The 14,220-nt window shown below is 58.6% G+C and carries 11 protein-coding genes and 1 pseudogene; 9 read left to right on the top strand and 3 right to left on the bottom strand.

The genetic code is table 11. From position 1 onward, the window contains the following. Positions 1 to 738: a 30S ribosomal protein S2 gene (gene rpsB, locus QFX16_RS05975; RefSeq protein WP_003219330.1), complete on the bottom strand. Its 738-nt coding sequence runs from the start codon at positions 736 to 738 to the stop codon at positions 1 to 3. A 373-nt stretch (positions 739 to 1,111) separates the two neighbouring features. On the opposite strand from rpsB, the gene map reads away from it, so the two are divergent. From map to QFX16_RS05955, 4 genes are all read left to right on the top strand, one after another. Further along, on the top strand, positions 1,112 to 1,894 hold the full coding sequence (map, locus tag QFX16_RS05970) for a type I methionyl aminopeptidase (RefSeq protein WP_283183205.1): 783 nt from the start codon (positions 1,112 to 1,114) through the stop codon (positions 1,892 to 1,894). A 45-nt stretch (positions 1,895 to 1,939) separates the two neighbouring features. Next, positions 1,940 to 4,642, top strand: a complete 2,703-nt coding sequence (locus QFX16_RS05965) for a [protein-PII] uridylyltransferase (RefSeq protein ID WP_283183204.1) — start codon at positions 1,940 to 1,942, stop codon at positions 4,640 to 4,642. A gap of 43 nt (positions 4,643 to 4,685) precedes the next feature. After that, positions 4,686 to 5,885: a succinyldiaminopimelate transaminase gene (gene dapC / locus QFX16_RS05960; protein ID WP_283183203.1), complete on the top strand. Its 1,200-nt coding sequence runs from the start codon at positions 4,686 to 4,688 to the stop codon at positions 5,883 to 5,885. A gap of 240 nt (positions 5,886 to 6,125) precedes the next feature. Further along, entirely contained in the window at positions 6,126 to 6,851 is a 726-nt protein-coding gene (locus QFX16_RS05955; RefSeq protein WP_283183202.1) for a M12 family metallopeptidase, read from the top strand. A gap of 38 nt (positions 6,852 to 6,889) precedes the next feature. Here QFX16_RS05955 and QFX16_RS05950 read toward each other — a convergent pair. Beyond that, a pseudogene (locus QFX16_RS05950) lies at positions 6,890 to 7,126 on the bottom strand (Na+/H+ antiporter); the annotation flags it as partial. 187 nt (positions 7,127 to 7,313) lie between these two features. On the opposite strand from QFX16_RS05950, the gene QFX16_RS05945 reads away from it, so the two are divergent. The 4 genes from QFX16_RS05945 (at position 7,314) to QFX16_RS05930 (ending at position 10,471) form a co-directional block, all read left to right on the top strand. Next, a complete protein-coding gene (locus QFX16_RS05945; RefSeq protein ID WP_149629936.1) occupies positions 7,314 to 7,676 on the top strand; it encodes an ArsC family reductase in 363 nt (120 codons plus the stop codon). Between the two features lie 33 nt (positions 7,677 to 7,709). Then, positions 7,710 to 8,744 carry a 2,3,4,5-tetrahydropyridine-2,6-dicarboxylate N-succinyltransferase gene (gene dapD / locus QFX16_RS05940; RefSeq protein WP_283183201.1) on the top strand — a complete coding sequence of 345 codons (1,035 nt, stop codon included), beginning with the start codon at positions 7,710 to 7,712 and terminating at the stop codon, positions 8,742 to 8,744. Between the two features lie 120 nt (positions 8,745 to 8,864). Continuing rightward, the gene (locus QFX16_RS05935; RefSeq protein WP_283183200.1) at positions 8,865 to 10,070 is read left to right on the top strand and encodes an aminotransferase class V-fold PLP-dependent enzyme; all 1,206 of its coding nucleotides are present in this window, start codon (positions 8,865 to 8,867) and stop codon (positions 10,068 to 10,070) included. Then, positions 10,067 to 10,471, top strand: coding sequence for a SufE family protein (locus QFX16_RS05930; protein WP_283183199.1), 405 nt, complete (start codon positions 10,067 to 10,069; stop codon positions 10,469 to 10,471). The genes QFX16_RS05935 and QFX16_RS05930 overlap by 4 nt, the downstream gene beginning before the upstream one ends. Before the next feature lie 43 nt (positions 10,472 to 10,514). On the opposite strand, the gene tcdA is transcribed toward QFX16_RS05930, so the two are convergent. Next, complete coding sequence (tcdA, locus tag QFX16_RS05925; RefSeq protein ID WP_415771133.1) at positions 10,515 to 11,324, bottom strand: tRNA cyclic N6-threonylcarbamoyladenosine(37) synthase TcdA; 810 nt, start codon at positions 11,322 to 11,324, stop codon at positions 10,515 to 10,517. A 289-nt stretch (positions 11,325 to 11,613) separates the two neighbouring features. Between tcdA and QFX16_RS05920 the strand changes: the two genes are divergently transcribed. Continuing rightward, on the top strand, positions 11,614 to 14,205 hold the full coding sequence (locus QFX16_RS05920; protein WP_283183197.1) for a glycosyltransferase: 2,592 nt from the start codon (positions 11,614 to 11,616) through the stop codon (positions 14,203 to 14,205). Positions 14,206 to 14,220: the final 15 nt, after the last annotated feature.

Below are 14,220 nucleotides of genomic sequence, written 5' to 3'. Positions count from 1 at the left end.
TTACTCAGCTGCTGCTACCGGAGCTTCTTCAACGAACTGCTCGGTGCCACCAGCAACGTGGTTGCGACCGCGGATTACAGCGTCAGCCATCGAACCCATGTACAGCTGGATAGCGCGGATTGCGTCATCGTTGCCTGGGATGATGTAGTCAACGCCTTCCGGGCTGCTGTTGGTATCGACTACGCCGATAACCGGGATGCCCAGCTTGTTGGCTTCGGTGATCGCGATGCGCTCGTGATCAACGTCGATAACGAACAGAGCGTCTGGCAGACCGCCCATATCCTTGATACCACCCAGGGAACGATCGAGCTTCTCAAGATCGCGAGTGCGCATCAGCGCTTCTTTCTTGGTCAGCTTGGCGAAAGTACCGTCTTCGGCTTGCACTTCAAGGTCACGCAGACGCTTGATGGAAGCACGGATGGTTTTGAAGTTGGTCAGCATGCCGCCCAACCAGCGGTGATCGACGTACGGCGAACCGCAACGTGCTGCTTCTTCAGCAACGATCTTGCCAGCGGAACGCTTGGTGCCGACGAACAGAATCTTGTTTTTGCCCTGGGCCAGACGCTCTACGAAAGTCAGAGCTTCGTTGAACATTGGCAGGGTTTTTTCAAGGTTGATGATGTGGATCTTGTTACGCGCGCCGAAAATGTACTTACCCATTTTCGGGTTCCAGTAACGGGTCTGGTGACCGAAGTGCACACCGGCCTTCAGCATATCGCGCATGTTGACTTGGGACATGATAGTTCCTTAATAAGTCGGGTTTGGCCTCCACGTATCCCAATGACCAACCAGCAGCATCAGCTGAAGGCACCCAGGTCATCGTGTCGACACGTGTGTGGATTTAAGCCTTTCGGGGGATCCCCGGAAAGCGGCGCATTTTATATCACAAGGCTGAAAAAAACGGAACCCGGATTGTTAAATCCTGACGCCTGCCTTGGTTCCGTCCCTTGGAATCCTCCAAGAATGCGCCATTCTATAAGGAGAAGCGATGCACAGAGGCTCAGATTTGCGCTGCTCGTCTGTTAGAATCGCGTTTTTCAGGGCCGCGAAGATCGACCGCGCAACGCCCATTCCGTTTTAGAAGGCGCCATCGAGCGCAGAGAGAGCCTGTATGACCGTCACCCTCAAAACCCCAGAGGACATCGCAAAAATGCGCATCGCCGGCAAACTGGCCGCCGATGTGCTGGAAATGATTGCCGAACATGTCAAGCCGGGCATTACCACTGAAGAACTGGACCGCATCTGCCACGACTACATCGTCAACGAGCAAAAAGCCATCCCTGCCCCGCTCAACTACAAGGGCTTCCCGAAGTCGATCTGCACCTCGATCAACCACGTGGTCTGCCACGGCATTCCGAACGAGAAGGCCTTGAAGGATGGCGATACGCTGAACATCGACGTCACCGTCATCAAGGACGGCTACCACGGCGACACCAGCCGCATGTTCCATGTCGGTACCGTGCCGGTCTGGGCCGAGCGCCTGTCGCAAGTGACTCAGGAATGCATGTACAAAGCCATCGAAATTGTCAAACCCGGCTGCCGCCTGGGCGACATCGGTGAAGTGATTCAGAAGCACGCTGAAAAGAACGGTTTTTCCGTGGTTCGCGAATTCTGCGGTCACGGCATCGGCAAGGTATTCCACGAAGAGCCGCAGATCCTGCACTACGGCCGCGCCGGCACCGGCATGGAACTGAAGGCCGGCATGACGTTCACCATCGAGCCGATGATCAACCAGGGCAAAGCCGACACCAAGGTATTGGGCGACGGCTGGACCGCGATCACCAAGGACCGCAAGCTGTCGGCACAGTGGGAACACACCCTGCTGGTAACCGAAACCGGTTACGAGATCTTCACCCTGCGCGCCGACGACACCATCGCGCGCGTTTCGGTCTGATCCGAGCGCGCAGCTCCTCAGCCTTACAGACAGGAAAGCCAATCGATGCCGCAGGTGGATCCCGAACTCTTCGACCGTGGCCAGTTCCAGGCTGAACTGGCCCTGAAGGCAAGCCCGATCGCGGCCTTCAAGAAGGCGATTCGCCAGGCCCGCGAGGTGCTCGACGAGCGCTTTCGCAGCGGCCGCGACATTCGCCGGTTGATCGAGGATCGTGCCTGGTTCGTCGATAACATCCTGCAAAAGGCTTGGGAGCAGTTTAATTGGAGCGAAGACGCCGACATCGCGCTGGTCGCGGTCGGCGGCTACGGTCGCGGTGAGTTGCACCCTTATTCCGACATCGATTTGCTGATCCTGCTGGACAGCGCCGATCACGAAGTTTTCCGAGATTCCATCGAGCGTTTTCTGACGCTGTTGTGGGACATCGGCCTTGAAGTGGGCCAGAGCGTTCGCTCTGTGGACGAATGCGTCCAGGAGGCCCGCGCCGACCTGACGGTCGTCACCAACCTGATGGAAAGCCGGACCATCTGCGGCCCCGAGCGTTTGCGCCAGCGCATGCTGGAGGTCACCAACACCGCGCACATGTGGCCGAGCAAGGACTTCTTCCTGGCCAAACGCGCCGAGCAGAAGGCCCGTCACCACAAATACAACGACACCGAATACAACCTGGAACCCAACGTCAAAGGCTCTCCCGGCGGCCTACGGGATATTCAGACGATTCTGTGGGTGGCCCGTCGCGAGTACGGCACCCTGAACCTGCGGGCCCTGGCCGGCGAAGGTTTCCTGGTCGAGAGCGAAAACGCACTGCTGGCCTCCTCCCAGGAATTCCTGTGGAAGGTTCGTTACGCCCTGCACATGCTCGCCGGCCGTTCCGAAGACCGCTTGCTGTTTGATCACCAGCGCACCATCGCCGGGCTGCTGGGCTTCAAAGGCGATGACGCCAAGCAAGCCATCGAAAACTTCATGCAGCAGTATTACCGGGTGGTCATGAGCATTGCCCAGCTCAGCGACCTGATCATCCAGCACTTCGAGGAAGTCATCCTCGCGCCGGAAGACGAAGCGCCGCCGCAGCCGATCAACTCGCGATTCCAGCTGCACGACGGCTACATCGAGGCGCGCAACGACAACGTATTCCGCCGTACACCGTTCGCCATGCTGGAAATCTTCGTACTGATGGCCCAGCAGCCGGAAATCAAAGGCGTGCGCGCCGATACCATTCGTCTGCTGCGAGAACACCGCCACCTGATCGACGACGATTTCCGCAACGACATCCGCAATACCAGCCTGTTTATCGAGCTGTTCAAGTGCAAGATCGGCATCCACCGCAACCTGCGACGGATGAACCGTTACGGAATTCTCGGGCGCTACTTGCCGGAATTCGGCTTCATCGTCGGGCAGATGCAGCACGACCTGTTTCACATCTATACGGTCGACGCTCACACCCTGAACCTGATTAAACATCTGCGTAAGTTGCAGTACACCCAGGTGTCGGAAAAATTCCCGCTGGCCAGCAAGCTCATGGGCAAACTGCCCAAACCTGAGCTGATCTACCTGGCCGGCCTGTACCACGACATCGGCAAGGGCCGGCATGGCGACCACTCGGAAATCGGTGCAGTGGATGCCGAAGCCTTTTGCCAGCGCCACCAGTTGCCGGTGTGGGACAGCCGCCTGATCGTCTGGCTGGTGCAGAACCATTTGGTGATGTCGACCACCGCCCAGCGTAAGGACTTGTCCGACCCGCAGGTCATCCACGATTTCGCGCAGATCGTCGGCGACGAAACCCACCTCGATTATCTGTACGTGCTGACCGTCGCCGACATCAACGCCACCAACCCGACGCTGTGGAATTCCTGGCGCGCCAGCCTGTTGCGCCAGCTCTACACCGAGACCAAGCGTGCCTTGCGTCGCGGCCTGGAAAACCCGGTGGACCGTGAAGAGCAGATTCGCCAGACCCAGAGCGCAGCACTGGACATTCTGGTGCGCGGCGGCACCGATCCAGATGACGTCGAGCAGCTGTGGTCGCAATTGGGCGATGACTACTTCCTGCGCCACACCGCTGGCGACGTGGCCTGGCACAGTGACGCGATCCTCCAGCAGCCGGCCGACGGCGGGCCGCTGGTGCTGATCAAGGAAACCACCCAGCGCGAGTTCGAAGGCGGCACGCAGATCTTCATCTATGCGCCGGATCAGCACGACTTCTTCGCCGTGACCGTGGCTGCAATGGACCAGCTCAACCTGAACATTCACGACGCCCGGGTCATCACCTCCAGCAGCCAGTTCACCCTCGACACCTACATCGTGCTCGACACCGACGGCGACTCGATCGGTGATAACCCGGCACGGGTCAAACAGATTCGCGAGGGCCTGACCGAGGCCCTGCGCAACCCGGACGACTACCCGACCATCATTCAGCGTCGGGTGCCGCGCCAGCTCAAACATTTCGCGTTTGCGCCACAAGTGACGATCCACAACGACGCCCAGCGTCCGGTGACCGTGCTGGAGCTCAGCGCCCCGGACCGTCCGGGCCTGCTGGCACGCATCGGCACGATCTTCCTCGAATTTGATCTGTCACTGCAAAACGCCAAGATTGCGACCCTCGGCGAGCGCGTGGAAGACGTGTTCTTCATCACCGATGCCAACAATCAGCCGCTGTCCGACCCGTTGCTGTGCAGCCGTTTGCAGGATGCAATCGTCGAACAGCTGACCGTCAGCAACGAACCCGATATTAAACTGTCGCGCATCAGCATCTGATTGCGCGTCAGGATTCAGCCGCTTTGAACGAGACCCCGTACCGATGAACAACGCTCTGAACCAGTTGCAGCCCTACCCGTTCGAGAAGCTCCGTGCCCTGCTCGGCAGCGTCACGCCAAACCCGGACAAGCGTGCCATTGCGCTGTCCATTGGCGAGCCGAAACACCGTTCGCCAAGCTTTGTCGCCGAAGCCCTGGCAAGCAATCTGGATAAGATGGCCGTGTACCCGACCACCCTCGGCATTCCGGCCCTGCGTGAAGCCATCGCTGCGTGGTGCGAACGTCGTTTCAGCGTTCCGAACGACTGGCTCGACCCGGCGCGCAATGTGCTGCCGGTCAACGGCACTCGTGAAGCACTGTTTGCCTTCACCCAGACCGTAGTCAACCGTGGCGACGACGCCCTGGTGGTCAGCCCGAACCCGTTCTATCAGATCTACGAAGGTGCAGCGTTCCTTGCCGGGGCCAAGCCGCATTACCTGCCATGCCTGGACGAAAACGGCTTCAACCCGGATTTCGACGCCGTTTCCCCAGACATCTGGAAACGCTGCCAGATTCTGTTCCTGTGCTCGCCGGGCAACCCGACCGGCGCGCTGATCCCGGTCGGCACGCTGAAAAAACTGATCGCCCTGGCCGACGAATACGACTTCGTGATTGCCGCCGACGAGTGCTACAGCGAACTGTACTTCGACGAACAAACCCCTCCGCCCGGCTTGCTCAGCGCCTGCGTGGAACTGGGCCGCAAGGACTTCAAGCGTTGCGTGGTGTTCCACAGCCTGTCCAAGCGCTCCAACCTGCCGGGCCTGCGCTCGGGTTTTGTGGCAGGTGATGCCGAGATTCTCAAAGGCTTCCTGCTGTATCGCACCTACCACGGCTGCGCGATGCCGGTGCAGACCCAATTGGCCAGTGTTGCCGCATGGAATGACGAAGTGCACGTGCGCGCCAACCGTGCGCTGTACCGCGAGAAGTACGATGCGGTGCTGGAAATCCTCAGCCCGGTGATGGATGTGCAGCGTCCGGACGGCGGTTTCTACCTGTGGCCGAACGTTGAAGGCGATGATGCCGCGTTCTGCCGTGATCTGTTTGTCGAAGAACATGTGACCGTGGTGCCGGGGTCTTATCTGTCCCGTGAAGTCGATGGGCTCAATCCGGGTGCCGGACGGGTGCGCATGGCATTGGTTGCACCGCTGGCAGAGTGCGTGGAAGCGGCAGAGCGGATTCGCGCATTTATCACTCGCCACAAGTAAACGATAATTAAGCCCGCACTATGCAATGTAGTGCGGGCTAACCCGGCGCCAACATAAAGCAACAACCCCAACAACAAAACCCTTCCAAGCTGCGCACTAAACATTAATACTCGCCCCATCCCACTCCAACTAAAACCAATCGCTCAATCAATTATAAAAATATTCTAATCGAATACACACAAATAAGCCGGCAGGACAACTGCCATTTACCGCAACCGATAAAACATGGACGTTATAAGCATGAATAACAAACCTTGCACTGTCACAAATAGTATTAACCCAATCGCCTCCTATGAAGCAGCCATCAATGAGCGACCAGACAACGTCGTACCCAACAGCTCCACACGCCCCAAGAGGAGCGTTGCCAGTCATACAAAATACTGGAAGCCGGGCCGCACATTGAAAATAGCCATATATGACGGAGACCAGGAAACTATCGAACTGGTAAAAAAAGCTGCAAGCAAATGGTTACCGCACATCAACCTGAAGTTCGATTTCGTCTCGGGAGAAGAAGGTGATATTCGCATCTACATCAATTACAGCGGCGATGGTGGAGGCACATCAGCACTCGGGACGGATGCTTTAACAGCACCCGCTGATCGTTCAACAATGACTTTACATATCGACCCGACGAACGCCAGATTTGGATACGTAGTGCTGCATGAGTTCGGCCATGCACTGGGATTTGCGCATGAACATCAACATCCCGATGCCGACATTCCATGGGACAGGCCAAAAACTTATGCACTGTATCAACAGAAATTTGGCTGGAACCGCGAGGTAGTTGACTCCAATGTTCTGCCGCTATCACGTGTACCAGGTCATACCTACGGCAGCTACGATCGCCATTCAGTGATGCATTATGAAGTCACCAACGAATACACCATCGGTGACTGGAAACAGGACGAAAACTGGACGCTGAGTGCAAAAGATATCGAGGCAGCCCAAAACGCATACCCTCGGTAATTTGCGTCTTGGCTGCAGAGGGAGGTAAAACGCTCACTGACCTGCCTTGAATTGACCTGACTCAACGCCAGTTCAACCAACACTTCCCGCCATACGTCATCACCCTCTGGGTGATGACGACTGAGGCTATAGAGTTCCAGGTGCTGCGCCCGTAGCGCCTCCAGTCACATGCATCACTCAAGCAAATCCATCTGAAACGTCAGCGTCCCGACTTGCACCGAATCATTAAACACTCCCAGCTGATGCTGATACTCGGACATGATCCGCGCCTTGAGGGCACTCGACATCATCGAAGCGCCATACTAGTCGCTTAGACTGTTGGCTGACCGACACACCAATGTCGCACGCAACCAGCGATTGCCCGGATAAAAAGACAAACCCGAGCACGACCGACGCGAAACCGTCCGGTCATGGCATAATCCGTCACCTTTAATTTCCAGCACCTGCAAAGGGGGCAATTCCTTGACCGTTTCAAGCAAAACGTTGCACCTTTTCGGCATCAAAGCCTGCGACACCATGAAAAAGGCGCGCACCTGGCTCGATGAACACGCTGTCAGCTATAACTTCCATGATTACAAAGCGGCCGGAATCGACCGTGAACACCTGACCCAATGGTGCGATGAGCACGGCTGGCAAGTGGTGTTGAACCGTGCAGGTACGACCTTTCGCAAGCTCGACGACGAACGCAAAGCCGATCTCGACCAGCCGAAAGCCATCGAACTGATGCTCGCACAACCCTCGATGATCAAGCGCCCGGTGCTTGATCTCGGTGACCGAACCCTGATTGGCTTCAAGCCAGATATCTACGCGGCAGCGCTCAAGTAAGGCAGCCCGTTCCATTTTGTTAGAGGTATCAACATGTCCACTACCCTGTTCAGCCTGGCCTTTGGTGTCGGTACTCAAAACCGTCAAGGCGCATGGCTGGAAGTGTTTTACGCGCAGCCACTGCTCAACCCGTCGGCCGAACTGGTCGCTGCCATCGCGCCTGTTCTGGGCTACACCGAAGGCAATCAGGCCATCGCGTTCAGCACCTCTCAAGCGTCGCAACTGGCCGAAGCACTGAAAAGCGTCGACGCTGCCCAGGCTGCCTTGCTGACCCGTCTGGCCGAGAGCCACAAGCCGCTGGTCGCGACCATTCTGGCCGAGGACGCTCAGCTGACGTCTACGCCTGAGGCTTACCTCAAGCTGCACCTGCTGTCCCATCGTCTGGTCAAGCCACACGGCCTGAACCTGGCGGGTGTGTTCCCGCTGCTGCCGAACGTGGCATGGACCAGCCAGGGCGCAATCGACCTGGCCGAACTGGCCGAGCATCAACTGGAAGCCCGTCTGCGCGGTGAGCTGCTGGAAGTGTTCTCGGTGGACAAGTTCCCGAAAATGACCGACTACGTGGTTCCGGCCGGCGTGCGTATCGCTGACGCGGCACGTATTCGTCTGGGCGCTTACGTCGGCGAAGGCACCACCGTGATGCACGAAGGTTTCGTCAACTTCAACGCTGGCACCGAAGGCCCGGGCATGATCGAAGGCCGCGTTTCCGCTGGCGTATTCGTCGGCAAGGGTTCGGACCTGGGCGGCGGTTGCTCGACCATGGGCACCCTGTCGGGCGGCGGCAACATCGTGATCAAGGTCGGCGAAGGCTGCCTGATCGGCGCGAACGCCGGTATCGGCATCCCGTTGGGCGATCGCAACACCGTTGAGTCGGGCCTGTACGTGACCGCTGGTACCAAAGTGGCGCTGCTGGACGAAAACAACAAACTGGTCAAAGTCGTGAAGGCGCGTGAACTGGCCGGTCAACCTGACTTGCTGTTCCGTCGTAATTCGGAGACCGGTGCCGTGGAATGCAAAACCCACAAATCGGCGATCGAACTGAACGAAGCGCTGCACGCTCACAACTAAGCGTCGCATGATCACCTGTGGGAGTGAGCCTGCTCGCGAAGGCGTCCGTGAAGTCGCCAAAAGCTTCGCGAGCAGGCTCGCTCCCACAGGTTCGGCGCAACCCCACCAGGGCCGAACAACATGATGATTCCCTCTCCCTGGCGCGCCGATTTTCCGGCCATCGCCGCATTGCAACGGCAAGACCAGACCTATCTGGACAACGCCGCCACCACGCAAAAACCTCAAGCCCTGCTGGATGCCTTGGCGCATTACTACGCCAACGGCGCGGCCAACGTGCATCGGGCGCAACACCTGCCCGGCGCCCACGCCACCCAGGCGTTCGAGGCCAGCCGCAGCAAAGTCGCCCACTGGCTCAATGCCGGCGATTGTGGGCAGATCATCTTTACCCACGGCGCAACGTCTGCGCTGAACCTCCTGGCTTATGGCCTGGAGCATCTTTTCAATCCGGGCGATGAAGTTGTCATCAGCGCCCTGGAGCATCACGCCAACCTGCTGCCGTGGCAGCAACTGGCCCACCGCCGCGACCTGAAACTGGTGATCCTGCCACTGGACGCTGACGGTTTGATTGACCTTGATGCCGCCGCGCAGCTGATCGGTCCGCGAACCCGTTTGCTGGCGGTCAGTCAGCTGTCCAACGTGCTCGGCGCCTGGCAGCCGTTGCCCGCCCTCCTGACGATGGCCAAGGCGCATAACGCGCTGACCGTGGTCGATGGCGCTCAAGGCGTGGTCCACGGTCGGCACGACGTGCAGGCGCTGGGCTGCGACTTCTATGTGTTTTCCAGTCACAAGCTCTACGGCCCCGATGGTCTGGGCGTGCTGTTCGGGCGCAACGAAGCGCTTGAACAACTGCGCCATTGGCAATTCGGCGGTGAAATGGTGCTGGACGCGGATTACCACAGCGCTCGCTTTCGCCCGGCGCCGCTGGGTTTCGAGGCGGGTACGCCGCCAATTGCCGGTGTGATTGGGCTGGGGGCGACACTGGATTATCTGGCCGGGCTTGATCAGGACGCGGTTTGCGCCCACGAAGCAGCGCTGCATGACTATTTGCTTAAAGGCCTTGAAGCGCGCGACGGCATTCGGTTGTTGGGCAAACCGCAATTGGCATTGGCCAGTTTTGTCGTCGAGGGTGTGCATAACTCTGATTTGGCGCATTTGCTGACGGAACAGGGGATCGCGGTGCGCGCCGGTCATCACTGCGCCATGCCGTTGCTCAAGCGTTTTGAGCTGGCCGGGGCGATTCGGGTGTCGTTGGCGCTGTACAACGATTCCGAAGACCTGGAGCGGTTCTTTGAAGCGCTGGATCAGGCGCTGGAGCTGTTGCGATGAACTTGCCTGCCGATGCGGTTGCGGCGCTGGAGGTTTTTCAGAATGCTGCCGGTTGGGAACAACGGGCGCGTCTGTTGATGCAATGGGGCGACCGTCTGCCGGCGTTGAGCGATGTGGAAAAGGTCGATGCCAACCGCGTGCATGGCTGTGAAAGTCAGGTATGGCTGGTGGGTAACTTAAAGGATGGTCACTGGCAGTTCGCCGCGAGCAGCGATGCGCGGTTGATTCGCGGGCTGGTGGCGTTGCTGCTGGCGCGGGTTAACGGGTTATCAGCGGTTGAGTTGCAGCAGGTGAATTTGCCGGATTGGTTTAATCAGCTTGGACTGAGCAGACAGTTATCTCCGTCGCGTAGTAATGGCCTTAATGCAGTGCTACAGCGAATGCGAGAAATCGCCGCCTGACTGATCGTTCCCACGCTCTGGTCTGCGTGGGAACGATCACGGTTCAAGCAGGTTTAACCCGATCCGCGGGGCGTCTTACACCCGCCACAATCTTATCCACAGCCTTGGTCGCCGCGACCATGCCAAACGTCGCCGTCACCATCATCACCGCACCAAACCCTCCGGCGCAGTCGAGCTTCACGCCATCCCCGACAAAACTCTTCTGCAAGCAAATGCTGCCATCCGGTTTCGGGTAGCGCAGTTGTTCGGTGGAAAATACGCACGGCACGCTGTAATGGCGGGTCACGGTACGTGAGAAGTTGTAATCCCGGCGCAAGGTCGAGCGCACTTTCGAGGCCAACGGATCATTGAAGGTCCGATTCAAATCGCAAACCTGAATCAGCGTCGGATCAATCTGCCCGCCCGCACCGCCGGTGGTGATGATCTGAATCTTGCGGCGCTTGCACCAGGCAATCAGCGCCGCCTTGGCATTCACGCTGTCGATGCAATCAATGACGCAGTCGATGTTCGGCGTGATGTATTCGGCCATGGTCTCGCGGGTGACGAAATCCGCCACCGCGTGCACGGTGCAGTCCGGGTTGATCCCGCGCAGGCGCTCGGCCATCACGTCAACCTTGGGTTTGCCGACGGTGCTGTCCAGCGCGTGTAACTGACGGTTGGCGTTGCTGACGCAGACGTCGTCCAGGTCGAACAGCGAAATCTCGCCCACGCCACAACGGGCGACGGCTTCCGCCGCCCAGGAACCGACGCCACCAACGCCGACGATCGCCACGTGGGCCGCGCGCAATCGCTCCAGGCCGTCGATGCCATACAAACGGGCGATGCCTGCAAACCGCGGATCTTCTGTACTCATGACCATTACCCCAAAAACCGGCGCGCATTATAGGGCCGTCGGCGGCCAAGAGCATCTTTGGGCTATGAACGGGCGTCTTTACCTCTTTAATCAGCCTACACAGAACCAAGATTTAACCTACAAGGTCCAACGAAAGAACTTAAACCGAGTTGGATTGCCCAACGTCCGGCATTTCCCTGTCCGCTGTACGGTCAGTGAACGCCCGGTGTAGGATGCGCGCCCTCTGCCCCTTTAGCAGCCAGCCGCAGACCGTTCCTTCGTTCCACAGCCTCCGGAACCTGAAATAGCTATGTCATCGCGTAAATTTGGACTCAACCTGGTCGTGGTGCTCGCCATCGCAGCCTTGTTTACCGGCTTCTGGGCGCTGATCAATCGCCCGGTCACCGCCCCCAACTGGCCTGAACAGATCTCCGGCTTTTCGTACTCGCCATTCCAGCAAGGGCAGTACCCGCAAAAAGAGCAATACCCGACCGACGATGAAATGCGTCGCGATCTGGAGATCATGAGCAAGCTGACGGACAACATCCGTACTTACTCGGTCGATGGCAGCCTGGGTGATATCCCCAAGCTCGCCGAAGAATTCGGTTTGCGCGTGACGTTGGGTATCTGGATCAGCCCGGATCTTGCGCGCAACGAGCGTGAAATCCTGCGCGCCATTGACCTGGCCAATACCTCCCGCAGCGTGGTTCGCGTTGTGGTCGGTAACGAGGCGATCTTCCGTAAGGAAATTACCGCCGCCGAACTGAGCGTGATCCTTGATCGCGTCCGCGCGGCAGTGAAAGTACCGGTGACGACCTCCGAGCAATGGCACGTCTGGGAAGAAAACCCGAGCCTGGCCAAGCACGTCGACTTGATCGCCGCCCACGTCCTGCCGTACTGGGAACATGTTCCGATGGAGCAGTCCGGGCAGTTCGTACTCGACCGCGCCCGTGATCTGAAAAAGATGTTCCCGAAAAAACCGCTGCTGCTGTCGGAAGTCGGCTGGCCGAGCAACGGCCGTATGCGCGGTGGCGCCGACGCGTCGCCGGCAGACCAGGCGATTTATCTGCGGACCTTGGTCAACAAGCTCAATCGCCAGGGCTTCAATTACTTCGTGATCGAAGCCTTTGACCAACCGTGGAAGGCCAGTGACGAAGGTTCCGTGGGCGCTTACTGGGGTGTTTTCAACGCCGCGCGCCAGCAGAAATTCAACTTTGAAGGCCCGGTCGTCGCGATCCCGCAATGGCGCGTGCTGGCCATCGGTTCGGTGGTGTTGGCTCTGCTGTCCCTGACCCTGCTGATGATCGACGGCTCGGCATTACGTCAACGTGGCCGCACCTTCCTGACCTTCATCGCGTTCCTCTGTGGTTCGGTGCTGGTGTGGATCGGTTACGACTACAGCCAGCAATACAGCACTTGGTTCAGCCTGACGGTGGGCTTCTTGCTTGCCCTCGGCGCACTCGGGGTGTTTATCGTGCTGCTGACCGAGGCCCATGAACTGGCCGAAGCGGTCTGGACCCACAAACGCCGGCGTGAATTCCTGCCGGTGGTGGGTGATTCGGACTACCGACCGAAAGTCTCGATTCACGTACCTTGCTACAACGAGCCGCCGGAGATGGTCAAACAGACCCTCAACGCCCTGGCCAACCTCGACTATCCGGACTTCGAAGTCCTGATCATCGACAACAACACCAAGGACCCGGCGGTCTGGGAACCGGTGCGCGATTATTGCGAAACCCTCGGCCCGCGCTTCAAGTTCTTCCACGTTGCACCGTTGGCCGGTTTCAAGGGCGGCGCGTTGAATTACCTGATTCCGCACACCGCCAAGGATGCCGAAGTGATTGCGGTGATCGACTCGGACTACTGCGTCGACCCGAACTGGCTCAAGCACATGGTGCCGCACTTCGCCGATCCAAAAATCGCCGTGGTGCAGTCGCCGCAGGATTACCGCGACCAGAACGAAAGCACCTTCAAGAAGCTCTGCTACGCGGAATACAAAGGTTTCTTCCACATCGGCATGGTCACCCGTAACGACCGTGACGCGATTATCCAGCACGGCACCATGACCATGACCCGGCGCTCGGTGCTCGAGGAACTGGGCTGGGCTGACTGGTGCATCTGTGAAGACGCCGAGTTGGGTCTGCGTGTTTTCGAAAAAGGCTTGTCAGCGGCGTATTACCACACCAGCTACGGCAAAGGCCTGATGCCCGATACCTTTATCGACTTCAAGAAGCAGCGTTTCCGCTGGGCTTATGGAGCGATTCAGATCATCAAGCGTCACACCGCCAGTCTGTTGCGCGGCAAGGACACCGAGCTGACCCGTGGCCAGCGTTACCACTTCCTCGCGGGCTGGTTGCCGTGGGTGGCGGATGGCATGAACATCTTCTTCACCGTGGGCGCCCTGTTGTGGTCGGCAGCGATGATCATCGTGCCGCAGCGGGTCGATCCACCGTTGTTGATTTTCGCGATCCCGCCATTGGCGCTGTTCGTGTTCAAGGTTGGCAAGATCATCTTCCTGTACCGCCGTGCGGTCGGGGTCAACCTCAAAGACGCATTCTGCGCGGCACTGGCCGGTCTGGCGTTGTCGCACACCATCGCCAAAGCGGTGCTGTACGGCTTCTTCACCAGCAGCATTCCGTTTTTCCGCACCCCGAAAAACGCCGATAACCACGGCTTCTGGGTGGCGATTTCGGAAGCTCGCGAAGAAATGTTCATCATGCTGCTGTTGTGGAGCGCGGCACTGGGGATTTTCCTGGTGAACGGCCTGCCAAGCAACGACATGCGCTTCTGGGTGACGATGTTGCTCGTACAATCGCTGCCGTACCTGGCGGCGCTGATCATGGCGTTCTTGTCTTCGCTGCCGAAACCTTCGGTCGAGGCCGAACCGGCACCGGCGGTCTAAATCGTTCCAGATGCA

The sequence above is a fragment of the Pseudomonas svalbardensis genome (assembly GCF_030053115.1).
GTDB classification, from domain to species: Bacteria; Pseudomonadota; Gammaproteobacteria; order Pseudomonadales; family Pseudomonadaceae; genus Aquipseudomonas; species Aquipseudomonas svalbardensis.
The sequence above is the reverse complement of the archived record's forward strand: the minus strand, read 5'-3'. Positions and strand labels throughout refer to the sequence as shown.